Source organism: Pseudomonas sp. USHLN015 (assembly GCF_037153275.1).
In the GTDB taxonomy this organism is placed as follows: Bacteria; Pseudomonadota; Gammaproteobacteria; order Pseudomonadales; family Pseudomonadaceae; genus Metapseudomonas; species Metapseudomonas tohonis.
Map to the genome: position 1 here is coordinate 34,252 of NZ_JBBCKP010000019.1, position 22,872 is coordinate 57,123.

Below are 22,872 nucleotides of genomic sequence, written 5' to 3' on the forward strand. Positions count from 1 at the left end.
GGGGAGTGGCTGTGCTGGACAAGGGACTCAAGCAACGCATCGTCGGTGCCCTGGTGCTGCTGGCGCTGGCGGTGATCTTCCTGCCGATGCTGTTCACCCGCGAGGACGAGCTGCGCCAGGTGCGCATCGAAGCCCCGACCATGCCGCAGACCCCGGAGATGCCGCCGGTGGAGATGGAAACCGTGCCGGTTCCCGAGCCGCAGGTGTTGCCTGAAGAGCCCGTCCCGCCGCTGGATGGCTCCGGCCAGGCCAGTGCCCTGCCCGTCGCCCCTGCCGAGCAGCCCGGCACCCCCGTGCAACCGGCCCAGCCCCAGGCCCCCGCGCAACCCCAGGCCCAGCCGCAGCAGGCCCAGGCCGTGCCGCCGGCCGCCACCCCGCCCAAGGCGGAAGAAAAGCGCCTGGACCCGAACGGCCTGCCGGTCAGCTGGTCGATCCAGCTCGCCAGCCTGTCCAACCGGGCCAGCGCCGAGAAGCTCCAGCAGACCTTGCGCAGCCAGGGCTATAACGCCTATATCCGCAGCGCGGACGGCATGAACCGGGTGTTCGTCGGCCCGGTCATCGAGCGCGCGGAGGCCGACCGGCTGCGTGACTCCCTGAGCCGCCAACAGAAGCTCAACGGCTTCATCGTTCGCTTCCAGCCCGAAAAAGGCTGATTCGCTCGCTCTATCAGAGCAATCTGATCCGCGGGTTACCGGAGTGACGGGGCTCTGCTAAAATGCAGCGCCTTTTCTGTTCGTGAGCTGCATACGTGGCATTCACCTGGGTCGATTGGTCGATCATCGCCATCATCGCCATTTCCAGTCTGATCAGTCTGAAGCGCGGCTTCGTCAAGGAAGCGCTTTCACTGCTCACCTGGATCATCGCCGGCATAGTCGCCTGGATGTTCGGCGGGGCCTTGTCACAGCACCTCACCGAGTTCATCGAAATGCCGTCGGCGCGCGTGATTGCGGCCTGCGCCATTCTCTTCATCGCCACCCTGCTCGTGGGGGCGTTGGTCAATTTCCTGATCGGTGAGCTGATCAGGGTCACCGGCATGGACGGCACCGACCGCTTCCTCGGCATGGTCTTCGGCGCGGCGCGCGGGGCTTTGCTGGTGGTGGTGCTGGTCGGCCTGCTGAGCCTGGCGCCGGTGCAACAGGATCCTTGGTGGCAGCAGTCCACGCTGCTGCCGCATTTTCTCATGGTCGCCGACTGGTCGAAGAACCTGATTCTGGGCTTCACCAGCCAGTGGCTTGCCGGCAGCGTCAGCGCACCAAGCTGAGCCGCCAAACAACGGGTGGCGAGCGGGGCACCAACTGCCCGGCCCGTCGCCCGGTATTAGCCTGAACTACTAGCAGCAGGGGTTGCACCGCATGTGTGGCATCGTCGGTATCGTCGGTAAGTCGAACGTCAATCAGGCGCTGTATGACGCGCTCACCGTTCTCCAGCATCGCGGCCAGGACGCTGCCGGCATCGTGACCAGCCATGACGGCCGGTTGTTCCTGCGCAAGGACAACGGTCTGGTCCGCGATGTCTTCCAGCAGCGGCACATGCAGCGCCTGGTCGGCCACATGGGCATCGGCCACGTGCGCTACCCGACCGCGGGCAGCTCCAGCTCCGCCGAGGCGCAGCCGTTCTACGTCAACTCGCCCTACGGCATCACCCTGGCGCACAACGGCAACCTGACCAACGTCGAGCAGTTGGCCAAGGAAATCTACGAATCCGACCTGCGCCACGTGAACACCAATTCCGACTCGGAAGTACTGCTCAACGTGTTCGCCCACGAGCTGGCCCATCGCGGCAAGCTGCAGCCCACCGAGGAGGACGTGTTCGCCGCCGTCTCCGGGGTGCATGACCGCTGCCTGGGCGGCTACGCCGTGGTGGCGATGATCACCGGCTACGGCATCGTCGGCTTCCGCGACCCCAACGCCATCCGCCCGATCGTCTTCGGCCAGCGTCACACCGACGAAGGCGTGGAATATATGATCGCCTCCGAGAGCGTCTCCCTCGACGTGCTCGGTTTCACCCTGATCCGCGACCTCGCGCCGGGCGAAGCGGTGTACATCACCGAAGACGGCAAGCTCTACACCCGCCAGTGCGCCAAGGCGCCGAGGCTCGCCCCGTGCATCTTCGAACACGTCTACCTGGCGCGTCCGGACTCCATCATGGACGGCGTCTCGGTCTACAAGGCGCGCCTGCGCATGGGCGAGAAGCTGGCCGAGAAGATCCAGCGCGAGCGCCCGGACCACGACATCGACGTGGTCATCCCGATCCCCGATACCAGCCGCACCGCAGCCCTTGAGCTGGCCAACCACCTGGGCGTGAAATTCCGCGAAGGTTTCGTCAAGAACCGCTACATCGGCCGCACCTTCATCATGCCGGGCCAGGCCGCGCGCAAGAAATCGGTGCGCCAGAAGCTCAACGCCATCGAGCTGGAGTTCCGCGGCAAGAACGTGATGCTGGTGGACGACTCCATCGTCCGTGGCACCACCTGCAAGCAGATCATCCAGATGGCCCGCGAAGCCGGCGCCAAGAACGTCTACTTCTGCTCGGCCGCCCCGGCGGTGCGCTACCCCAACGTGTACGGCATCGACATGCCCAGTGCCCACGAGCTGATCGCCCACAACCGCTCCACCGAGGAAGTGGCCGAACTGATCGGCGCCGACTGGCTGATCTACCAGGACCTGCCGGACCTGATCGAGGCGGTCGGTGGCGGCAAGGTGAAGATCGACCAGTTCGACTGCGCGGTGTTCGACGGCAAGTACATCACCGGTGATGTCGACGAGCACTACCTGAACAAGATCGAGCAGGCGCGCAACGACGCCAGCAAGGCCAAGGTCAACGTGGTCAGCGCGATCATCGACCTGTACAACAATTGAGCGGCGACCACTGAGCCGCACGTTGCAAGCCAGCAGCCCGGACCCGATCCGGGCTGCGTTTCTGATGAGGTAGCGATATGACGCAGGAATGGGAAGCCGGCCGGCTGGACAGTGACCTCGAAGGCGCGGCCTTCGACACCCTGGCGGTGCGTGCGGGGCAGCACCGCACGCCGGAAGGCGAGCATGGCGAGGCGATGTTCCTCACCTCCAGCTATGTGTTCCGCACCGCCGCCGACGCCGCCGCGCGTTTCGCCGGCGAAGTGCCGGGCAACGTCTACTCGCGCTACACCAACCCCACGGTGCGTGCCTTCGAAGAGCGCATCGCCGCCCTTGAAGGCGCCGAGCAGGCCGTGGCCACCGCCTCGGGCATGTCGGCGATCCTCTCCATCGTCATGAGCCAGTGCAGCGCGGGCGATCACGTGCTGGTCTCGCGCAGCGTGTTCGGCTCGACCATCAGCCTGTTCGAGAAGTACCTCAAGCGCTTCGGCGTCGAGGTCGACTACCCGCCGCTGGCCGACCTGGCCGGCTGGGAAGCGGCCTTCAAGCCCAACACCCGGCTGCTGTTCGTCGAATCGCCGTCCAACCCCCTGGCCGAGCTGGTGGACATCGCCGCCCTGGCCGAGATCGCCCACGCCCGGGGCGCGCTGCTGGCGGTGGACAACTGCTTCTGCACCCCCGCGCTGCAGCAGCCGCTGAAGCTCGGCGCCGACATCGTCATGCATTCGGCCACCAAGTACATCGACGGCCAGGGCCGCAGCATGGGCGGCGTGGTCGCCGGCCGCAAGGCGCAGATGGAAGGCGTGGTCGGCTTCCTGCGCACCGCCGGCCCGACCCTCAGCCCGTTCAACGCCTGGATCTTCCTCAAGGGCCTGGAAACCCTGCGCGTGCGCATGCAGGCCCACTGCGCCAGCGCCCTGGAGCTGGCCCGCTGGCTGGAACAGCAGCCGGGCATCGAGCGCGTGTACTACGCCGGCCTGGAAAGCCACCCGCAGCACGAACTGGCCAAGCGTCAGCAGAGCGCCTTCGGTGCCGTGGTCAGCTTCGAGGTGGCCGGCGGCAAGGACGCGGCGTGGCGTTTCATCGACGCCACCCGGGTGATCTCCATCACCACCAATCTGGGTGACACCAAGACCACCATTGCCCACCCGGCCACCACCTCCCACGGCCGCCTGTCGCCGCAGGAGCGTGCCAACGCCGGCATCGGCGACAACCTGATCCGCGTCGCCGTGGGCCTGGAAGACATCGCCGACCTCAAGGCCGATCTCGCGCGTGGCCTCGCCGCGTTGTGATCGAGTGGTCCATGGAGTCGCTACCCGCCCATAACGGCAAGGTCGCGCTGGTCACCGGCGCGGCCCGTGGCATTGGCCTGGGCATCGCCGCCTGGCTGATCGCCGAAGGCTGGCAGGTGGTGCTGGCGGACATCGACCGTGCCCGGGGCAGCAAGGTGGCCAGGGCACTGGGCAGCAACGCCTGGTTCGTCGGCATGGACGTGGCCCATGAAAGCCAGGTCGCCGTGGGCATCGCCGAGGTGCTCGGCCAGTTCGGCCGGCTCGATGCGCTGGTGTGCAACGCCGGCGTCGCCGAGGCCCATGGCGCGCCACTGGAAAGCCTCGAGCTGATGCAGTGGAACCGCACCCTGTCGGTCAACCTCACCGGCCCGATGCTGCTGGCCAAGCATTGCGCGCCCTACCTGCGCGGCCATCGGGGCGCCATCGTCACCATCGCCTCGACCCGCGCCCATCAATCCGAACGCGACACCGAAGCCTACGCCGCGAGCAAGGGCGGCCTGGTGGCGCTGACCCACGCGCTGGCCATCAGCCTGGGGCCGGACATCCGCGTCAACGTGGTCAGCCCCGGCTGGATCGACTCCCGCGACCGCGCCGCCCGTGAAGAGGCGCCGCTGTCGGAATGGGATCACGACCAGCACCCGGCGGGCCGCGTCGGTACGGTGGAAGACGTCGCCGCCCTGGTCGCCTGGCTGCTTTCGGACAACAGCGGCTTCGTCACCGGCCAGGAGTTCCTGGTCGACGGCGGCATGACCCGCAAGATGATCTACCTGGACTGAGCTCGCTTTCCCGGTACGCACCGTCCCCGATCATTCCACGGGCCTGCGGCACGAACGAAAACGGGCGGCAGTGCCTTCGCACTGCCGCCCGCTGGTTTTCCGAGGCTCGGGTATCAGGGCGCCGGGCTTTCCGCCGGGCGCACGTCGATGGCCGGGGTGCCCTGGCCGCCGTCGAACAACTGCGCCGGGCTGCGCGGCAGGATGCTCGGGCGGCTTTCCTTGTCGCTCTGGTCGCCCAGCACGCGGATGTCGCTGTACTTCTTGCCCGAGAGCGCGGCGAGGCCGGCGCGGTCGCGGACCACGGTCGGGCGCAGGAAGACCATCAGGTTGCGCTTCACGTGGCTGTCCTTGGTGGAGCGGAACAGGCGGCCGAGCAGGGGGATGTCGCCCAGCAGCGGCACCTTGGAGTCGGTGGTGGTGACGTCGTCCTGGATCAGGCCGCCGAGCACGATCACCTGGCCGTCCTCGGCGAGGATGGTGCTCTTGATCGAGCGCTTGTTGGTGATCAGGTCCACCGCCTGGGCGGTGAGGGTGGCGCTGGGGGCGATGGAGGAGATCTCCTGCTCGATCTCCAGGCGCAGGGTGGCGCCCTCGTTGATGTGCGGGGTGACCTTGAGGGTCACGCCGATGTCCTTGCGCTCGATGGTGGTGAAGGGGTTGTTGGCCCCGGCCGCATCGGTGGTGTAGGAACCGGTCTGGAAGGGCACGTTCTGGCCCACGAGGATTTCCGCCTTCTGGTTGTCCAGGGTCAGCAGGCTGGGCGTGGACAGCAGGTTGCTCTTGCTGTTGGCCGAGAGCGCGGTGACCAGGGCGGCGAAATGGTCGGTGCCGATGCCGATGATGGCGCCGTCGGGCAGGGTGGTCGGCAGCTTCTCGTCCTTGATGGCATTGAGCACGGTGCCCACCGAGAGGCCGGTGTTGCCGAAGTTGACCCCGCCCAGGCCGCCGGTCTTGCCGCGGGCGTCGACTGCCCACTGCACGCCGAGGGCGTCGGTGATGTCGCCGGAGATTTCCACGATGGCGGCTTCCACCATCACCTGGGCGCGCGGTACGTCGAGCTGGCGGACGATGTCCTCCAGCGCGTTGACCGTGTCCGGTTCGGCCAGCAGGACCAGGGCGTTGAGGCTCTCGTCTGCACGGATGAGGATGTTCTGCGGCTTGCCCTGTTGTTCACCGCCGGCTTCGGGGGCCTTCAGGCCCTCGGAAATCTCGCCCAGGGTGGTGGCCAGGGCCTTGGCGTCGTTGTGGCGCAGGCGGATGACGCGGGTATTGGCCGAGCGCGAGGTCGGTGTGTCGAGGGACTGCGCCAGTGCCACCAGCTTGGCGCGTGCCGAAGGCGGGCCGACGATGATCAGGCGATTGGTGCGCGCGTCGGCGATCACCTGGGCGGCGTTGGTGCCCTTGGCCTGGCCGCGGCTGACCGCGCTGTTGAGCACCTCGGCGGCGTCCATCACCCAGGCGTTCTGCAGGTTGAGCACGGTGTAGTCGCGGTCGCCCTTCTGGTCGAGCTGGCTCATCAGGCTTTCGATCCGCGCGATGTTGGCGCTGCGGTCGCTGATGATCAGGGCGTTGGACGAGGTCACTGCGGCGAGGTGGCCGTATTGCGGCACCAGCGGGCGGATCAGCGGGATCAGTTCGGTCACCGGCGTGTGCTGCACCTGGATGACCCGGGTTTCCAGCTTGTCCGGCGCGGCCGGCCCGCCCTCGGCTTCGGACTTGGCCTCGGCGTTGGGGATGATGCGTGCCTGGTCGCCCTGGGTGACCACGGTGAAGCCGTGGGTAGCCATCACCGAGAGGAACAGCTGGTAGACCTCGGAGAGGCTCAGCGGCGCCTTGGACACCACACTGACCTGGCCCTTGACCCGGGGGTCGACGATGAAGGTCTCGCCGGTGATGTCGGCCACCTGGTCGACGAACTCGCGAATGTCGGCGTCCTTGAGGTTTATCGTCCAGCCATCCTGCTGGCTGCTTTCGGCCTGGGGTTGCGGGGTTGCCGCCAGCAGGGGCAGCGGCGCGGTAGCGAGGCCGGCGGCCAGCAGGGCGATACTCAGGCGCGAGAGGAGTGTGGGCATTGATTCATTCGCTTTCCGGGGGCTGTTCGGGCGGTAAGTCCGGCGGCAGGCCACCGGATTCTTCCATCTGTTTTCTCAGTGCTTCCATGCGTTCGCGCAGCTCGGCGGCGTTCTCCTCCTGGAGGCCGCCAAGGTCGTTCACAGCATCGTTCGCCGGCTCCGCCTCCATGGCGGGCGATCCGGGTGCGGCCAGGCGCGCCCGGGGGAATGTCAGGGTTTCGAGGCGGCCGCCACGGTCGATCTCCACGCGGTCGCGGTAGACGGCGTGCAGCTTCACGCCGGGGCTGAGCTCATCGCCGCTGTGCAGGCGCCGGGGCTTTTCGCCCTCGGTACGGATGATCACGCTGGAGCGCGCTGGGTCGGCATTGATGAAGCTGCCCAGCAGGGTCAGGCGCAGGTTGGTCGCCGGTGGCGGCGCATCGCTCTGCGCGCGGCTCGGGCCGAACAGGGGTTCGAGGCGTTCCAGGCTGGCCGGAACCACGGCCTCGAGGGTGGGGTCACTGCTGGTGACGGGTGAATTGCGCAGCAATCGGATCCAGTCGGCGGTTTGCCAGGCGAGGCTCAGGCTCATGGCGATCACCAGGCCCGCGCCCAGCAGCGCAGGCGAATGCTGTTGCAGCCAGTGTCGAGCACCAGGTGTGGGCAAGTTGGGGGTTCTCCGCGAGTCGTTCTTGGTTTTCTGGATCGGCGAAAGTGCTGAATCATAGCAGTACGACGCAATCACGCTACAACTCGCTGGCACGTGTGTCGTGGAGGTCGATGTGCTAAGAATATTCCAGATTTTTTACGGGTTTGCGTGCGCGCCCGATCACAACGACAAGAGAAATGGCAGGGATTGCCGCACAACCGTCAGGCAGTGTTGTGATAATTGCCCAGGTGATTTCATGAAGGCATTACACGGATGAACCCCTCTTCGATCGAGGCGCCGCTGCGGCGCCTGCCGTTCGGCTTCGCCAAGCGCCACGGCGTCTTCCTGCAGGATGGCGTAGAGCCCTGCCTGGCCCATCGCCAAGGCGCCGAACTGGTAGCCCTGGCCGAGGCCCGGCGCTTCGTCGGCCGCTCGCTGCCGTTGCGCCCGCTGCCCGCCGAAACCTTCGACCAGGCCCTGGCCCAGGCCTACCAGCACGACTCCTCCGCCACCATGCAGCTCGCCGAAGACCTCGGCGGCAGCCTCGACCTGGCCGCGCTCGCCGAGCAGATGCCGGAGACCACCGACCTGATGGAGCAGGAGGACGACGCGCCGATCATCCGCCTGATCAACGCCATCCTCGGCGAGGCCATTCGCGAGAACGCCTCGGACATCCACCTGGAGACCTTCGAGAAGCGCCTCGTGGTGAGGTTCCGTGTCGACGGCATTCTGCGCGAGGTGCTCGAACCCAAGCGTGAGCTGGCGGCGCTGCTGGTGTCGCGGATCAAGGTCATGGCCAAGCTGGACATCGCCGAGAAGCGCGTCCCCCAGGACGGCCGCATCTCCCTGCGCGTGGCCGGGCGCGAAGTCGACATCCGCGTGTCCACGCTGCCCTCGGCCAACGGCGAGCGCGTGGTATTGCGCCTGCTGGACAAGCAGGCCGGGCGCCTCACCCTGCAGCACCTGGGCATGAGCGCGCGCGACCGCGAACTGATGGAGGCCACGGTGCGCAAGCCCCACGGCATCCTGCTGGTCACCGGGCCCACCGGCTCGGGCAAGACCACCACGCTGTACGCCAGCCTGGTGACCCTCAACGACCGCACACGCAACATCCTCACGGTCGAGGACCCGATCGAGTATCACCTCGAAGGCATCGGCCAGACCCAGGTCAATGCCAAGGTGGAGATGACCTTCGCCCGTGGCCTGCGCGCTATCCTGCGGCAGGACCCGGACGTGGTGATGGTCGGCGAGATCCGTGACCACGAGACCGCCGAGATCGCCGTGCAGGCCTCGCTCACCGGCCACCTGGTGCTTTCCACCCTGCACACCAACAGCGCCATCGGCGCCATCACCCGCCTGGTGGACATGGGGGTCGAGCCCTTCCTGCTGTCGTCCTCCTTGCTCGGCGTGCTTGCCCAGCGCCTGGTGCGTGTGCTCTGCAATCACTGCAAGGCGCCATACAGCGCCGACGCCGCCGAATGCGCGCTGCTGGGCATCGACCCGGCGCAGCCGCCGACCCTCTACCACGCCCGTGGCTGCGCCGAATGCCACCAGCAGGGCTATCGCGGGCGTACCGGCATCTACGAACTGGTGGTCTTCGACGACCACATGCGCACCCTCATCCACAACGCCGCTGCGGAGCAGGAGATGACCCGCCATGCACGCCGCTTCGGTCCCAGCATCCGTGACGACGGCAAGCGCAAGGTGCTCGAAGGCGTGACCACGGTGGAAGAAGTGCTGCGCGTGACCCAGGAAGAATAAATGGCCGCCTTCGAATACCTCGCCCTGGATGCCCGTGGGCGCCCGCAGAAGGGTGTGCTCGAGGCCGACAGTGCCCGCCAGGTGCGCCAGCTGTTGCGGGAGAAGCAACTGGCACCGCTGGAGGTGAAGGCCACCCGCACCCGTGAACATGCCGCCAGTGGCGGGCGTTTCGGTTTCACCCGTGGCCTGTCGGCCCGCGACCTTGCGCTGGTGACCCGGCAACTGGCGACCCTGGTACAGGCCGCGCTGCCCATCGAGGAAGCGCTGCGCGCCGCTGCCGCCCAGTCCACCTCGCCGCGCATCCAGTCGATGCTGCTGGCGGTACGCGCACGCGTGCTGGAGGGTCATAGCCTGGCCGGCAGCCTGCGCGAGTTCCCCGCCGCGTTCCCCGAGCTCTACCGGGCCACGGTCGCGGCCGGCGAGCACGCCGGCCACCTCGGGCCGGTGCTGGAGCAGCTCGCCGACTACACCGAGCAACGCCAGCAGTCGCGGCAGAAGATCCAGCTGGCGCTGCTCTACCCGGTGATCCTGATGTGCGCTTCGCTGGGGATCGTCTCCTTCCTCCTGGGCTACGTGGTCCCGGACGTGGTGCGCGTGTTCATCGACTCCGGGCAGACCCTGCCGCTGCTGACCCGGGGCCTCATCGCCCTCAGCGACCTGGTCAAGCACTGGGGCTGGCTGGTGGCACTGGCGCTCATCGCGGCATTCGTCGGCGCGCGCCTGGCGCTGCGCGAGGAGGCGGTGCGTGTCCGCTGGCATGGCCTGGTATTGCGCATTCCACTGGTGGGCGGGCTGGTGCGCGCCACCGACACCGCGCGTTTCGCCTCGACCCTGGCGATCCTCACCCAGAGCGGCGTGCCGCTGGTGGAAGCGCTGGGCATCGGTGCCGAGGTCATCGCCAACCGGGTGATCCGCGCCGATGTGGTGCTGGCGGCGCAGAAGGTCCGCGAAGGCGGCAGCCTGACCCGCGCGCTGGAAGCCAGCGGCCAGTTTCCGCCGATGATGCTTCACATGATCGCCAGCGGCGAACGCTCGGGCGAGCTGGACCAGATGCTGGCGCGCACCGCGCGCAACCAGGAAAGCGACCTCGGCGCGCAGATCGCGTTGCTGGTCGGGCTGTTCGAGCCCTTCATGCTGGTGTTCATGGGCGCGGTGGTGCTGGTCATCGTCCTCGCCATCCTCCTGCCGATCCTTTCTCTCAACCAACTCGTGGGGTAATCGCGTGAAACAGCGCCGTACACAGACGGGCTTTACGCTCATTGAAATCATGGTGGTGGTGGTCATCCTCGGCATCCTCGCCGCCCTGGTGGTGCCGCAGGTGATGAACCGCCCGGACCAGGCCAAGGTCACCGTCGCCAAGGGCGACATCAAGGCCATCGGTGCCTCGCTGGACATGTACAAGCTCGACAACTTCGCCTACCCCAGCACCCAGCAGGGCCTGGAGGCGTTGGTGAAGAAGCCCAGCGGCAACCCGCAGCCGAAGAACTGGAACAAGGACGGCTACCTCAAGCGCCTGCCGGTCGACCCCTGGGGCAACCCGTACCAGTACCTGGCCCCCGGCACCAAGGGCGCCTACGACCTGTACTCCTTCGGCGCCGACGGCAAGGAAGGCGGCACCGACGCCGATGCCGACATCGGTAACTGGGAAAACTGATGCACCCACGGCCGCGCTGCCCAGGCTGCCCGCCCGCCGAGGGGCAGGGCGGCTTCACCCTGATCGAGTTGCTGGTGGTCCTGGTGATCATCGGCTGCCTGGTCGGGCTGGCGGTGCTCAGCACCGGCGTGGCCGGCCCTTCACGTGAGCTGAACAACGAAGCCGAGCGCCTCGCCGGGCTGATCGGCGTGCTGGTGGACGAGGCCGTGCTCGACAACCGCGAGTACGGCCTGCGCCTGGAGGGGGACGGCTATCGCGTACTGCGCTTCGACGAGGCGAAGGCGCGCTGGCAGGAAGTGGGGGATGAAACCCACAAGCTGCCGGCCTGGGCCGAGCTCAAGTTCGAACTCGAAGGCGCCGCGCTGGCATTGCCCGGGCCGGTGGCGGACGAGGACGAGAAAACCAAGGATCAACCCCGTACGCCGCAGTTGCTGATCCTGTCCAGCGGCGAGCTCAGCCCGTTCCGCCTGGAGCTGGGCGAGCGGCGCAAGGACGGCCTGCGCCTGCAGATGAGCAGCGACGGCTTCCGCCTGCCCAGGGTCGAGGCGATGCCGGGCAAGGGGAGGGCGGGATGAGCAACCAGCGTGGCTTCACCCTGCTCGAAGTGCTGGTGGCCCTGGCCATCTTCGCCGTGGTCGCCGCGTCCGTGCTGGCCACCAGCGCGCGCAGCCTGCAGAACGCCGCGCGCCTGGAGGACAAGACCCTGGCGATGTGGATCGCCGACAACCGCCTCGCCGAGATGCAGCTGGCCGCCACGCCGCCGGGGGACGGGCGCGACCAGGGCGAGCTGGATTTCGCCGGGCGCCGCTGGGAGTGGCAGAGCCAGGTGGAGGCGACCTCCGATCCGGCCCTGCGCCGCGCCACGCTCTGGGTGGCCCAGCGCAACGACCGGGGCCCCCGGGGCAAGCTGGAGGAGCGTGCCGCCGCGCGCCTGGTCGGCTTCATCGAGACCCGCCAATGAAGCGCTCCGCCGGTTTCACCCTGCTGGAACTGCTGATCGCCATCGCCATCTTCGCGCTGCTGGCACTGGGCACCTACCGCATGCTCGACAGCGTCCTGTCCAGCGACCGGGCCACCCGCGCCCAGGAACAGCAGCTGCGTGAACTGGTGCGGGCTATGGCCGCCATCGAGCGGGACCTGCAGCAGGTCAATCCACGCCCCGTGCGCGATGCCTACGGTGAATGGCGCGGTGCGCTGGTGGGCGAGAGCGGCGACAACGATGCCATCGAACTGAGCCGTGGCGGTTGGCGCAATCCGCTAGGCGCCCCGCGTTCGCGGCTGCAGCGGGTGCGTTGGCAACTGTCCGGGGAGAAGCTGGAGCGCCGCTACTGGACGGTGCTCGACCAGGCCCAGGACAGCCAGCCGCAGGTGCAGCAGGCGCTGGACGGCGTGACCCGCCTCAAGCTGCGCTACCTCGACAAGTCCGATAACTGGGTGGAGGTCTGGCCGGCCGACGGCGAGACCGGCGACAAGAGCCTGGAGAAGCTGCCCCGGGCCATCGAGCTGACCCTCGAACACCGCCGCTACGGCGAGTTGCGCCGCGTGCTGCGCCTGGTGGACGAGCCGCCGGAGCGCAAGCCCCAGGTTCCCGACAACGGCGGTGGCGATGACGGCGGCGACGTACCGCCCGACGACGGTGGTGCGCCATGACGCGGCAGCGTGGCATGGCCATGATCACGGTGCTGCTGGTGGTGGCGGTGGTGACCGTCGTCTGTGCCGGCATGATCGCGCGACAACAGCTGGCGATCCGCTCCAGTGCCAACCAGCTGCATGCGCGCCAGGCCCTGCAATATGCGCTGGGGGGCGAAGCGCTTGCCCGTGGGATGCTGCAGCGCGACCTGCGCGCCGGCGACCCGCGCACCCCGGTGGATCACCTCGGCGAAGCCTGGGCGCGACCGCTGAACAATTTCCCGCTGGACGACGGCGGCGAGCTGCTGGTGCGCATCGAGGACGCCACCTCGCGCTTCAACCTCAACGCCCTGGTGCGCCAGGGGCGGGTCAACGAGCAGTCGCTGCAGCAGTTCCGTCGGCTCCTGCTGCGCCTGCAGATCGAGGCGCCCTATGCGGAACGCCTGGTGGACTGGCTCGACAAGGACCAGGAGCCCACCGGGGCCAATGGCGCCGAAGACAACGAATACCTGCTGAGCCAGCCGCCCTACCGGGCAGCCAACCGTGCCATGGTCGACGTCTCCGAGCTGCGCCTGCTGGCGGGCATGACCGAGGCGGACTATCGTCGCCTGCTGCCCTACGTCAGCGCGCTGCCGGACGACGCCACGCTCAACGTCAACACCGCCGGCGCGATGGTGCTTTCCAGCCTGGCCGACAGCCTCACGCCCAGCGTGGGGGAGGCGCTGGTGGCGGCCCGTGGCAAGGCCGGCTTCCAGACCCTGGACGCCTTCCTCGGGCAATCGGCGCTGGCCGGCATGGGGCTGCAGGCGCAGGGCCTGGCGGTGGGCAGTGAATATTTCCGGGTGACCAGCGAAGTGCATCTGGGCGGACGACGCCAGGTACTGGTCAGCACCTTGCAGCGCAGCAATGACGGCCGCGTGCGGGTGCTTTCCCGCGACATGGGGCAGGGCGGATTGCCGCCGGCCCTTCTCAAGGAAAAGGACGAAGAATGAAGCAGGCAAGTATTTTCCTGCCGGCGGCGGCGGTCACGCGCGTCGAAGGCGAGCTGGAGGTCTGGCTGGTGCAGGGTGGGGACGCCCGGCAACTGCCATTCGCGGCGGCGGTGACGGCGCTCTCCGGTGACTGGCGCCTGGTATTGCCGGTGGAGGCGGTGACTGCCTGCGCCGCGCGCCTGCCCACGCAGAAGGCGCGCTGGCTGCGCCAGGCGCTGCCTTTCGCGGTGGAGGAGTTGCTGGCCGAAGACGTCGACAGCCTGCACCTGGCCCTTGGTGGCAGCCTGCCGGATGGCCTGCACCGCATCTTCGCCGTGCGCCGCGCCTGGCTGAGCGCCTGGGTCGACCTGGCGGCGGAACTGGGCTCGGTACCCACCAGCCTGCAGGTGGACGCCGACCTGCTGCCCGATGAAGGCACCCAGCTGTGCTGGCTGGAAGGCCGCTGGCTGCTGGGCGGCGAGCAGAGTGCGCGCCTCGCCCTGCTGGACGAGGACTGGCCGCACCTGCGCGATGCCTGCGTGCTGCCGCTGCAGGGGCACGCGCCCCGGGCACGGCAGGTGCTCGAAGGCATCGAGCAGTGGCAGGAGCACGAACAGCCGCACCTCTGGCTCGCCGGGCGTTCGGGCAGCGAACTGGCCCAGGCGGAGTTCGAAGTGCGCCAGGAACATCGCCACCAGCGCTTCCTGCGTCCGCTGCTGGGGCTGGTCGGGCTCTGGGCGGTGCTGCAGTGGGGCTTCTACCTGGCCCAGGGCTGGCACCTGCGGCATGAGGGCGATCGCTATGCGGCGGCCAACGAGGCGCTGTACCGCGAACTGTTTCCCCAGGACAGCAAGCTGATCAACCTGCGTGCGCAGTTCGACCAGCACCTGGCGGCCAGCTCGGTGTCGGGACAGGGCCGCTTGCTCGGCATGCTCGACCAGGCCGCCGAGGCGCTGCTGGCGGAGGGGGCCCAGGTGCGTGTGCAGCAACTGGATTTCAGCGACACCCGGGGTGACCTGGCGATGCAGGTGCAGGCCCCTGGCTTCGATGCCCTGGAGCGCTTGCGCGAGCGACTGATCGCCGCCGGGCTGGCCGTGCAGCTGGGCTCGGCCAGCCGTGAAGGCAATGCGGTGAGCGCGCGACTGGTAATCGGAGGATGAGCATGGCCATGGTTTTCAAGGACAGGGTGCAGGCGCAATGGCAGGCATCGGCGCTGGCCGGGCGCTGGAAGGCGCTGCCGCCCCGTGATCGCCTGGCGCTGATGTTGCTGGGCGGCTTCCTGCTGCTGGTGCTGCTCTACCTGGCGCTGTGGCGCCCGGCCCAGCAGGGCGTTGTCGGTGCCCGCGAGTACTTCGAGCAGCAGCGTGCGCTGCATGCCTATATGCAGCAGCAGGCACCGCGAGCCCGATCCAGCCAGGAAGCGCCGCAGGCCAGCGTCGAACCGGAGCGCCTGCAGGGGCTGGTCACCGCCAGTGCCGCCGAGCAGGGGTTGTCGGTCGAACGCCTGGACAGCGACGCCCCGGGGCAGGTGCAGGTGAGCCTGCAGCCCACCAGCTTCGCTCGCCTGTTGCGCTGGTTCGCCGGCCTCGAGGCCCAGGGCGTGCGCATCGAGGAGGCCGGCCTCGACCGCGCGGATGAAGGGCAGGTGACGGCGCGGCTGACCCTGCGCGTCGGTGGCTGAATGCACCTTCCTGTGGCCGGGGGCACTGTCGTGCACCGGCCTGGTGATCACCGGTGGTGATCGGTGATCGCTGCGACGGCACCGTTTTCCCCTGGGCGGGCGCTGCCATCGAAGGGGCTGTCGAAGGCGTGCAAAAAACGATTCCGAGAAAAAACTTCAAGCAGGGTGTTGACTTAGGTGGGGCCTCTGCGTAAATTGCGCGCCTCGCAAGGCGATGGGTGATTAGCTCAGCCGGGAGAGCATCTGCCTTACAAGCAGAGGGTCGGCGGTTCGATCCCGTCATCACCCACCATCCCTTGTGAATTCGGACGAAAGTCCGGCCGACGCGCAGCGGTAGTTCAGTCGGTTAGAATACCGGCCTGTCACGCCGGGGGTCGCGGGTTCGAGTCCCGTCCGCTGCGCCATATTTCCCATGCCAGGTTCCGCCGGGCATGAGGTGACGAGAAGCTCGAAGCTCTCATCGCCAGACGAAGCAAAGGTTCCACCGGACGAAAGTCCAACCGACGCGCAGCGGTAGTTCAGTCGGTTAGAATACCGGCCTGTCACGCCGGGGGTCGCGGGTTCGAGTCCCGTCCGCTGCGCCATATAAAGGAAAGCCCTCAGGTAGCAATACCTGGGGGCTTTTTCTTTGCCTCGAAAAAAGTGCAGCTCGCCGGGTTCGGCGCCGATCGATTTCGCGGGGTATTGTCCTGGGTTAATTTTTCGGTCACCGGCACTCGTTACTCTTTTGGCACGGTCCTTGTTTCATCAAGGGCGCGACAGAACAGGAGAGTGATGATGGATGAGTATCAGGAAGAAATTCTCGACTTCCACGCCAGCGAGCAGGACGGGGTGGAGCCGGCGGACGACGCCACCGAGATGTGATCACCCCACCTGGCGCTGGGCGCGGCGGAACTCGCCGGGTGTGCTGCCGCTCCAGCGCTTGAACGCGCGCTGGAAGGCCTCGGCCGAGGCGAAGCCCAGCAGGTAGGCGATTTCCCCGAAGGCCAGTTCGGTGTCGCGGATATAGGCCATGGCCAGGTCGCGTCGGGTGTCGTTGAGGATGCTGCGGAACTGCGTGCCTTCCTCGGCCAGCTTGCGTCGCAGGGTCCAGGTCGGCAGTTGCAGGCGCGCGGCCACCTCCTCCAGATCCGGCTCGCGGCCGTGCAGCAGTGGCCCCAGCAACTGGGTGATGCGTTCGCGCAGGCTGCGGGTGCGGGTACGTTGCTCCAGTTCCTGCTCGCAGAGCTCCAGCAATTGTCGCCAGGTGCTGGGGCAGTGCTCGCGTCCGCGCAGGGCGAGGGTCGGCTGGGACAGGCGCAACTGGTTGGCGCCGGCAGCGAACTCCACCGGGCAGCCGAACAGTTCCGAGTAGCGCTCGGCGTAGTCGGGGGCGGGAAACTCGATCTCCACTTTCTCCACCGCCAGCGGCTCGCCCACCAGCATGCCGAACTGGCAGGCCCAGCTGGCCAGCACGGAATCCACCACGAAGCGGTTGTAGGCGTTGTACGGGCTGATGGAATAAAAGCGCAGCCAGGCACCGCCAGCATCCTCGTGGAAGCTCGACTGGCCCCGGTAGTTGTGGGCGTACAGCGGCTCGAAGCGGATCAGCGTGCGAGCCGCCTCGCGCACGTTGGGGGCCTGCATCGCGGTGACGCCGGTGAGGCCGACCTGGCTCAGCCGGCTGATGCGCCCCATGCGCAGGCCCAGCGCCGGGTCGCCGATCAGTTGCATCGCGGCGTGGCCCAGGCGCATGTAGCGGGGGATCGACAGGCGCCCGCGCGGTTCGGCCAGGCGGGCGGCGTCCAGGCCGTACTGGGCGAGCAGGGGGGCCGGGTCCCGGCCGGCGTCGCGCACCGCCTCGGCGAGGTTCTGCACGAAGCCCACCGAGAGGTCGCCCAGGCGTACCCGTGTCGGCTTCATAGCCAGATGTTCAGCAGCTTCGCGCCGCGACCGGCCTCGGCGATGTGGATGCCGTTGGCATCGGCGGCGAGGCCGGGGCCGTCGCTGCCCAGGTCCCACAGCTGACCTCGGAGGAAGACCGTCATGCCGGCGCGGGCACCGCTGCCCGGCTGGTGCCCGGCCAGGGCCAGGCGCTGCCAGGCCTCGCCTTCGCTGAGCTTGCCGGCCTGCAGGTTCGCGTCATCGGGCGTCGGCGCGCCTTTTTCGCCGCGCCAGGGCTTGCTCCAGCTGCCGTTGCCGGTGAGGAAGGCCGGCACCGCCAGCAACTCGACGCCCTGTTCGTGCAGCGCCGTGTAGCCGGCGGGGTACCAGCTGTCCGCGCTGACCAGCACGCCCAACCGCCCGGCCGGGGTGTCGACCACCTGGAGCTGGTCGATCCCCGCGGCGGCGGTGAAGCCCTGTTCCTCGTGGCTCGGGAAGAGCTTGCGCTGGGGCTGTCCCACGGGCCTGCCCTGGCGGTCGAACACCAGGCTGACGTTGTACAGCGGCCCGCTCTCGGCCAGCAGGTTGCCGCCTTCGATGCGCGGCGCGGGGAGCAGGATGGAGCCCGCCACCAGGGTGATGCCGAACTCCCGGGCGAGGCCGCCGAACAGGGCCTGGTAGTCACCGGCCATGCGCGTCGCCTTCATGCGGAAGAGGGCATCGGCCAGGCGTTCCTCGCCTTCGGCCGCGACCAGCGCGCGGGCGAGTTTCATCGGGTTGGCGGCGGCCAGCCAGAGCATGGCGTGATCCAGGGTGTGGGCGCTGTAGACCTGGTCCTTCTCGCCGGCGGCCACCAGCCAGGTGCCGATGTGCTCGGGCAGCACGACGACCGTGCGGTCGTTGATCAGCCCTTCGGCGCGGGCCTTCTCCAGGTAGGCCGCGAGCTTCAGGCGCAGGCGCTCCACGCTCTGGTAGTCGGCGGCAAAGAGTTCGGGCTGGATGCCCAGCAGGTTGCCGCGTTCGCCGGGCTGGCCGAGGTTGAGCGCCACCTCGCTGCGCAGGTCGGAGAGGTAGTGGCCGACCGGTCGCTTGTCGGTCCAGATCGCGTAGCTGACCAGCACGCCGGCGAACAGGGCGGAGGCCAGGACAATCAGCAGTTTGCGCATGGGATTGGGCGTCGATGGATGTGCCGGTCAGGGTAGGGGAGCGCGTTGTGCTTGCCAAGTCGCGCTGTGCGTTTGGATCAATAACTTGTCACTTTCGATCATTGAGCGCGCCCGGCTGGCTGACTATCGTCTGCCCCATAAACCGACCGTGGCCCACGACGCCGCGGCATCCCGTGAATGCAACGCCCGCTGTGGAGACATCCATGACCGCTTCCGCCTACCCGAACCTGCTCGCGCCCCTGGACCTGGGCTTCACCACCCTGCGCAACCGTACCCTGATGGGCTCCATGCACACCGGCCTGGAAGAGAAGCCCAATGGCTTCGAGCGCATGGCCGCCTATTTCGCCGAGCGTGCCCGTGGCGGCGTCGGCCTGATGGTGACCGGCGGCATCGGCCCGAACGACGAGGGCGGCGTGTACTCCGGCGCTGCCAAGCTGACCACCGTGGAAGAGGCCGAGAAGCACCGCATCGTCACCCAGGCGGTGCACGAGGCGGGCGGCAAGATCTGCATGCAGATCCTCCACGCCGGCCGTTATGCCTACAGCCCCAAATCCGTCGCACCGTCCGCCATCCAGGCGCCGATCAACCCGTTCAAGCCGCGCGAACTGGACGAGGAAGGCATCGAGAAGCAGATCCAGGACTTCGTGAACTGCTCCGTGCTGGCGCAGAAGGCCGAGTACGACGGCGTCGAGATCATGGGTTCCGAGGGTTACTTCATCAACCAGTTCCTCGCCGCCCACACCAACCAGCGCACCGACCGCTGGGGTGGCAGCTACGAGAACCGCATGCGCCTGCCGGTGGAGATCGTCCGCCGCGTGCGCGAGGCCGTGGGCCCGAATTTCATCATCATCTACCGCCTGTCGATGCTCGACCTGGTGGAAGGCGGCAGCACCTGGGACGAGATCGTCCTCCTGGCCAAGGCCATCGAGGCTGCCGGCGCCACCCTCATCAACACCGGCATCGGCTGGCACGAGGCACGCATCCCCACCATCGCCACCAAGGTGCCGCGCGCGGCCTTCACCAAGGTCACCGCCAAGCTCAAGGGCGAGGTGTCGATCCCGCTGATCACCACCAACCGCATCAACACCCCGGAAGTGGCCGAGCAGGTGCTGGCCGAAGGCGACGCCGACATGGTCTCCATGGCCCGCCCGTTCCTCGCCGACCCGGACTTCGTCAACAAGGCCGCCGAAGGCCGCAGCGACGAGATCAACACCTGCATCGGCTGCAACCAGGCCTGCCTGGACCACACCTTCGGCGGCAAGCTGACCAGCTGCCTGGTCAACCCGCGTGCCTGCCACGAGACCGAGCTGAACTACATCCCCACCACCCAGGTGAAGAAGATCGCCGTGGTCGGCGCAGGCCCGGCCGGCCTCGCGGCTGCCACCGTCGCCGCCGAGCGTGGCCACCAGGTGACCCTGTTCGACGCCGCCGCCGAGATCGGTGGCCAGTTCAACGTCGCCAAGCGCGTGCCGGGCAAGGAAGAGTTCTACGAGACCCTGCGCTACTTCAAGCGCAAGCTGGAGACCACCGGCGTCGACGTTCGCCTGAACACCCGCGTCGGCGTCGATGATCTGGCCCAGGGCGGCTACGACGAGATCCTCCTCGCCACCGGCATCGCCCCGCGCACCCCGGAGATCCCCGGCGTCGACAACCCCAAGGTGATCAGCTACCTGGACGCCATCCTGCAGCGCAAGCCGGTCGGCCAGAAGGTCGCGGTGATCGGTGCCGGCGGCATCGGCTTCGACGTTTCCGAATTCATCACCCACGAAGGCGAGGCCACCAGCCAGAACCGCGACGCGTTCTGGAAGGAGTGGGGCATCGACGGTGATCTCGAGGCCCGTGGCGGCATCGCCGGGATCAAGGCCCAGCCGCACCCGGCGGCGCGCGAGGTGTTCCTGCTGCAGCGCAAGAAGACCAAGGTCGGCGACGGCCTGGGCAAGACCACCGGCTGGATCCATCGCACCGGCCTGAAGAACAAGAACGTGCAGATGCTCAACTCGGTCGAGTACCTGAAGATCGACGACGCCGGCCTGCACATCCGCATCGCCGAGGGCGAGCCGCAGGTGCTGCCGGTGGACACGGTGGTCATCTGCGCCGGCCAGGACCCGCTGCGCGATCTGCACGACGGCCTGGTCGCCGCCGGCCAGACGGTGCACCTGATCGGCGGTGCCGACGTGGCCGCCGAGCTGGACGCCAAGCGCGCGATCAACCAGGGCTCGCGCCTCGCCGCCGAACTCTGATGGAAAGACGCCCCGCCTCGTGCGGGGCGTTCTCTTTAAGGGCATCTCTAAAAACGTAGGCGAGGCCGTCAGCGCAAGGCAAAAACAGGCGAAAAAGCGCAGTTTACGCACGGTAAATGAGCATTTTGAGCGTGTTTTTAACGCAGCGATGACAACACAGGTAGTTTTTTGAGGTGCCCTTTACAGGCTCATAAGAACAAGGAGAAGCCAATGTCCCTCGACGCCCGACTCAACCCCGCCGTGGCCGCCAGCCTGCAGCGCTGGCACCACTTGATCGCCAGCCAGGACCTGAGCCGGCTGCCCGAGCTGCTCCACCCCGAGGCGGTGTTCCGCTCGCCCATGGCGCACACGCCCTACCCGGGCGCGCAGGCGGTCAACCTGATCCTCAACACCGTGATCCAGGTGTTCCAGGACTTCGCCTACCACCGCGAGCTGGCCAGCGCCGACGGCCTGAGCGTGGTGCTGGAATTCAGTGCCCGGGTCGGTGAACGCGAGCTGAAGGGGATCGACATGATCCGCTTCGACGAAGAGGGTCGGATCGTCGATTTCGAGGTCATGATCCGCCCGATGAGCGGCCTTGCCGCCCTCGGCGAGGAGATGGGACGTCGCCTGGCGCCCTACCTGGCGGCGATGAAAAGCTGAAAGTCTCCAACCCCATCACATTTTCACTGTGCACCCGGTCCGCTCCCTGATGGGGGCGGGTCGAGTGCCAACCCAGTCACATTGCCCGTTGCGCTTTTTCCCCTAGACTCCGTGAATCAGGATGTACGCCTGTCTCCCAGGCGTAGCTCCACCGACAGGAATGTCACCCGTCCCGCCCAGGGACTCACCGCGTTGGCCTAGAGGGAAACCGATGAGCATGCAGAACAAGCCGCAGATGGTTGAAGCCGTGCTGTTCTTCAATGAGCGTGGCATCTGCAAGGAAATGCTCTTCCCCGAATTCGAAGCGATGCTCGATGGCGTGGTGAACATGCCCGAGTTCGCCGACGAGCAGATGCGCCTGGCGTATGTGCTGATCAACCCCCGCCTGCTGGTGCGTTCGCTGGTCTTCTTCTATCTGGATTTCGACGAGAAGGGCCAGGCCGACACCGGCTGGAACATGCCCCTGCGCCACCTGGCCGAGCGCGCCGGTCGCGGCCCCGACCTGGGCGCCGGGCCGATCCGCCTGGCCTGCCGCAGCCAGTGCCCGGTCTCTTGGCACCAGATGCACATGTGGGACCCGAACCTGGCTCCGGGCAACAACGACCTCGCCCTGGTCCGCGACACCGTCAAGCGCAATGGCCTGGGCCTGATGGTCGAGGACGACCTGCCCCAGGCGGTCGAGCCGGAGCGGCTGCAGATGGCCCCGGAAGACAAGTGGTACGCGCCGCCGGATGCCGGCGCCGAAGTGGCCGAGCAACTGGCGCAGAAGCTGGAGCAGGAACACCGCCTGAAGACCGCGCAGCTGATCAAGCAGCAGCGCCTGCGCATCGCCAGCCTCGGCCAGCAGAACGAAGAGGCCCTGGCCAAGTACCGCCTGGCTGCCGAAGAGCAGATCCGTGGCCTGCAAGGCCAGATCCAGGCGTTGCAGCAGAACGTGCGCCAGCAGGAAGAACTCAACGCCGATCTCAAGCGCCAGTTGCTCACCCAGACCGAAGGCTTCCAGAAGTCCCGCGAGGAAATGAGCCAGCAGCTGCGTGCACTGGAGCGCCATGGTCGCACCGAGGTGGACATCCTGCGCTCGCAGTTCGAAAGCGAGATGCAGGCCAAGATCGCCGCCGCGGTGATGGACTACAAGGAGCAGATCGCCATCCGTGATGTCGAGCTGGCCTACCGCAACGAGCTCGACGCCCAGTTGCAGCAGGAGATCGACCGTCTCAAGCAGGAGCGTGAGCAACTGGTCAACCAGGGCGGCGACCAGATCCTCGAGCGCCTGGCCCGTCTCGGCGTGGTCTTCGTCGTCTATCACCCGGGTGCCGGGCACCTCACCATCCCGCTGCAGGACGTCGCCCGCTACCAGGACAACCCATTGGCCTACGCGGCCTCCAAGTGCTTCGTATCCGAAGCCCAGTACCGCCAGTGGCTGACCCACTACCAGCAGCCCACCTGCGAAGCGGCGCTGCCCAGCGGCGAGCGTTGCTCGATGCCCATCGACCGGGTGGACTCGCCCAGCCGCTTCGTCGCCGGTGATTCCAACTGCTGCGCCCGGCACAAGGCCAGCAGCCGCCTGCGTACCGTCAGCTGAGATCGCAGCGGCATCGCCGCTGCCGTATCCTGCCGCCCTTAGTCGCCCGGTTGCCGGAAC

21 protein-coding genes and 3 tRNA genes are annotated in these 22,872 nt (G+C 67.6%); 20 read left to right on the plus strand and 4 right to left on the minus strand.

What is annotated here, in order from left to right; translation table 11 throughout:
• Positions 1-5 precede the first annotated feature (5 nt).
• From WFQ67_RS29310 to WFQ67_RS29330, 5 genes are all read left to right on the plus strand, one after another.
• The gene (locus tag WFQ67_RS29310; RefSeq protein WP_337058921.1) at positions 6-653 is read left to right on the plus strand and encodes an SPOR domain-containing protein; all 648 of its coding nucleotides are present in this window, start codon (positions 6-8) and stop codon (positions 651-653) included.
• A gap of 95 nt (positions 654-748) precedes the next feature.
• Complete coding sequence (locus WFQ67_RS29315; RefSeq protein WP_021218569.1) at positions 749-1,261, plus strand: CvpA family protein; 513 nt, start codon at positions 749-751, stop codon at positions 1,259-1,261.
• A gap of 91 nt (positions 1,262-1,352) precedes the next feature.
• Positions 1,353-2,858 (plus strand): amidophosphoribosyltransferase, encoded by a 1,506-nt coding sequence (gene purF, locus WFQ67_RS29320; protein WP_213628847.1) that lies wholly within the window; start codon positions 1,353-1,355, stop codon positions 2,856-2,858.
• A 77-nt stretch (positions 2,859-2,935) separates the two neighbouring features.
• Complete coding sequence (locus WFQ67_RS29325; protein ID WP_173177189.1) at positions 2,936-4,147, plus strand: O-succinylhomoserine sulfhydrylase; 1,212 nt, start codon at positions 2,936-2,938, stop codon at positions 4,145-4,147.
• Between the two features lie 11 nt (positions 4,148-4,158).
• A complete protein-coding gene (locus WFQ67_RS29330; protein ID WP_213628848.1) occupies positions 4,159-4,923 on the plus strand; it encodes an SDR family oxidoreductase in 765 nt (254 codons plus the stop codon).
• Positions 4,924-5,036: 113 nt separating this feature from the next.
• Here WFQ67_RS29330 and gspD read toward each other — a convergent pair whose 3' ends face one another.
• Complete coding sequence (gene gspD, locus WFQ67_RS29335) at positions 5,037-6,995, minus strand: type II secretion system secretin GspD (protein WP_337058922.1); 1,959 nt, start codon at positions 6,993-6,995, stop codon at positions 5,037-5,039.
• Positions 6,996-6,999: 4 nt separating this feature from the next.
• Positions 7,000-7,566 carry a type II secretion system protein N gene (locus WFQ67_RS29340; RefSeq protein WP_337058923.1) on the minus strand — a complete coding sequence of 189 codons (567 nt, stop codon included), beginning with the start codon at positions 7,564-7,566 and terminating at the stop codon, positions 7,000-7,002.
• 330 nt (positions 7,567-7,896) lie between these two features.
• On the opposite strand from WFQ67_RS29340, the gene gspE reads away from it, so the two are divergent.
• From gspE to WFQ67_RS29400, 12 genes are all read left to right on the plus strand, one after another.
• Complete coding sequence (gene gspE, locus WFQ67_RS29345) at positions 7,897-9,384, plus strand: type II secretion system ATPase GspE (RefSeq protein WP_173177195.1); 1,488 nt, start codon at positions 7,897-7,899, stop codon at positions 9,382-9,384.
• Positions 9,385-10,602, plus strand: a complete 1,218-nt coding sequence (gene xcpS, locus WFQ67_RS29350) for a GspF family T2SS innner membrane protein variant XcpS (RefSeq protein ID WP_213628851.1) — start codon at positions 9,385-9,387, stop codon at positions 10,600-10,602.
• Between the two features lie 49 nt (positions 10,603-10,651).
• Positions 10,652-11,038, plus strand: a complete 387-nt coding sequence (gene gspG, locus WFQ67_RS29355) for a type II secretion system major pseudopilin GspG (RefSeq protein WP_230428053.1) — start codon at positions 10,652-10,654, stop codon at positions 11,036-11,038.
• Positions 11,038-11,613, plus strand: coding sequence for a type II secretion system minor pseudopilin GspH (gspH, locus tag WFQ67_RS29360; RefSeq protein ID WP_213628852.1), 576 nt, complete (start codon positions 11,038-11,040; stop codon positions 11,611-11,613). The genes gspG and gspH overlap by 1 nt, the downstream gene beginning before the upstream one ends.
• A complete protein-coding gene (gspI, locus tag WFQ67_RS29365; protein WP_271105344.1) occupies positions 11,610-11,999 on the plus strand; it encodes a type II secretion system minor pseudopilin GspI in 390 nt (129 codons plus the stop codon). Before gspH ends, gspI begins: the two co-directional genes overlap by 4 nt.
• Positions 11,996-12,688 carry a type II secretion system minor pseudopilin GspJ gene (gene gspJ / locus WFQ67_RS29370; protein ID WP_213628854.1) on the plus strand — a complete coding sequence of 231 codons (693 nt, stop codon included), beginning with the start codon at positions 11,996-11,998 and terminating at the stop codon, positions 12,686-12,688. Before gspI ends, gspJ begins: the two co-directional genes overlap by 4 nt.
• The gene (gene gspK / locus WFQ67_RS29375; RefSeq protein WP_263153262.1) at positions 12,685-13,659 is read left to right on the plus strand and encodes a type II secretion system minor pseudopilin GspK; all 975 of its coding nucleotides are present in this window, start codon (positions 12,685-12,687) and stop codon (positions 13,657-13,659) included. Before gspJ ends, gspK begins: the two co-directional genes overlap by 4 nt.
• Positions 13,656-14,798 carry a type II secretion system protein GspL gene (gene gspL, locus WFQ67_RS29380; RefSeq protein WP_337058925.1) on the plus strand — a complete coding sequence of 381 codons (1,143 nt, stop codon included), beginning with the start codon at positions 13,656-13,658 and terminating at the stop codon, positions 14,796-14,798. Before gspK ends, gspL begins: the two co-directional genes overlap by 4 nt.
• Complete coding sequence (locus tag WFQ67_RS29385) at positions 14,795-15,319, plus strand: type II secretion system protein M (protein WP_442969639.1); 525 nt, start codon at positions 14,795-14,797, stop codon at positions 15,317-15,319. Before gspL ends, WFQ67_RS29385 begins: the two co-directional genes overlap by 4 nt.
• A gap of 216 nt (positions 15,320-15,535) precedes the next feature.
• Positions 15,536-15,611, plus strand: a tRNA-Val gene (locus tag WFQ67_RS29390).
• A gap of 35 nt (positions 15,612-15,646) precedes the next feature.
• A tRNA-Asp gene (locus tag WFQ67_RS29395) sits at positions 15,647-15,723 on the plus strand.
• A gap of 103 nt (positions 15,724-15,826) precedes the next feature.
• A tRNA-Asp gene (locus WFQ67_RS29400) sits at positions 15,827-15,903 on the plus strand.
• A 280-nt stretch (positions 15,904-16,183) separates the two neighbouring features.
• Here WFQ67_RS29400 and WFQ67_RS29405 read toward each other — a convergent pair.
• Positions 16,184-17,221 carry an AraC family transcriptional regulator gene (locus WFQ67_RS29405; RefSeq protein WP_173173627.1) on the minus strand — a complete coding sequence of 346 codons (1,038 nt, stop codon included), beginning with the start codon at positions 17,219-17,221 and terminating at the stop codon, positions 16,184-16,186.
• Positions 17,218-18,348: a nitrilase-related carbon-nitrogen hydrolase gene (locus tag WFQ67_RS29410; protein ID WP_213628857.1), complete on the minus strand. Its 1,131-nt coding sequence runs from the start codon at positions 18,346-18,348 to the stop codon at positions 17,218-17,220. Before WFQ67_RS29410 ends, WFQ67_RS29405 begins: the two co-directional genes overlap by 4 nt.
• Before the next feature lie 203 nt (positions 18,349-18,551).
• Here WFQ67_RS29410 and WFQ67_RS29415 point away from each other — a divergent pair, with 203 nt between their 5' ends.
• The 3 genes from WFQ67_RS29415 (at position 18,552) to WFQ67_RS29425 (ending at position 22,812) form a co-directional block, all read left to right on the plus strand.
• A complete protein-coding gene (locus WFQ67_RS29415; protein ID WP_337058927.1) occupies positions 18,552-20,588 on the plus strand; it encodes an NADPH-dependent 2,4-dienoyl-CoA reductase in 2,037 nt (678 codons plus the stop codon).
• Between the two features lie 210 nt (positions 20,589-20,798).
• Positions 20,799-21,230: a nuclear transport factor 2 family protein gene (locus WFQ67_RS29420; RefSeq protein ID WP_213628859.1), complete on the plus strand. Its 432-nt coding sequence runs from the start codon at positions 20,799-20,801 to the stop codon at positions 21,228-21,230.
• Positions 21,231-21,441: 211 nt separating this feature from the next.
• A complete protein-coding gene (locus WFQ67_RS29425; RefSeq protein ID WP_213628860.1) occupies positions 21,442-22,812 on the plus strand; it encodes a chromosome partitioning protein ParA in 1,371 nt (456 codons plus the stop codon).
• The last annotated feature ends 60 nt before the right edge of the window (positions 22,813-22,872 follow it).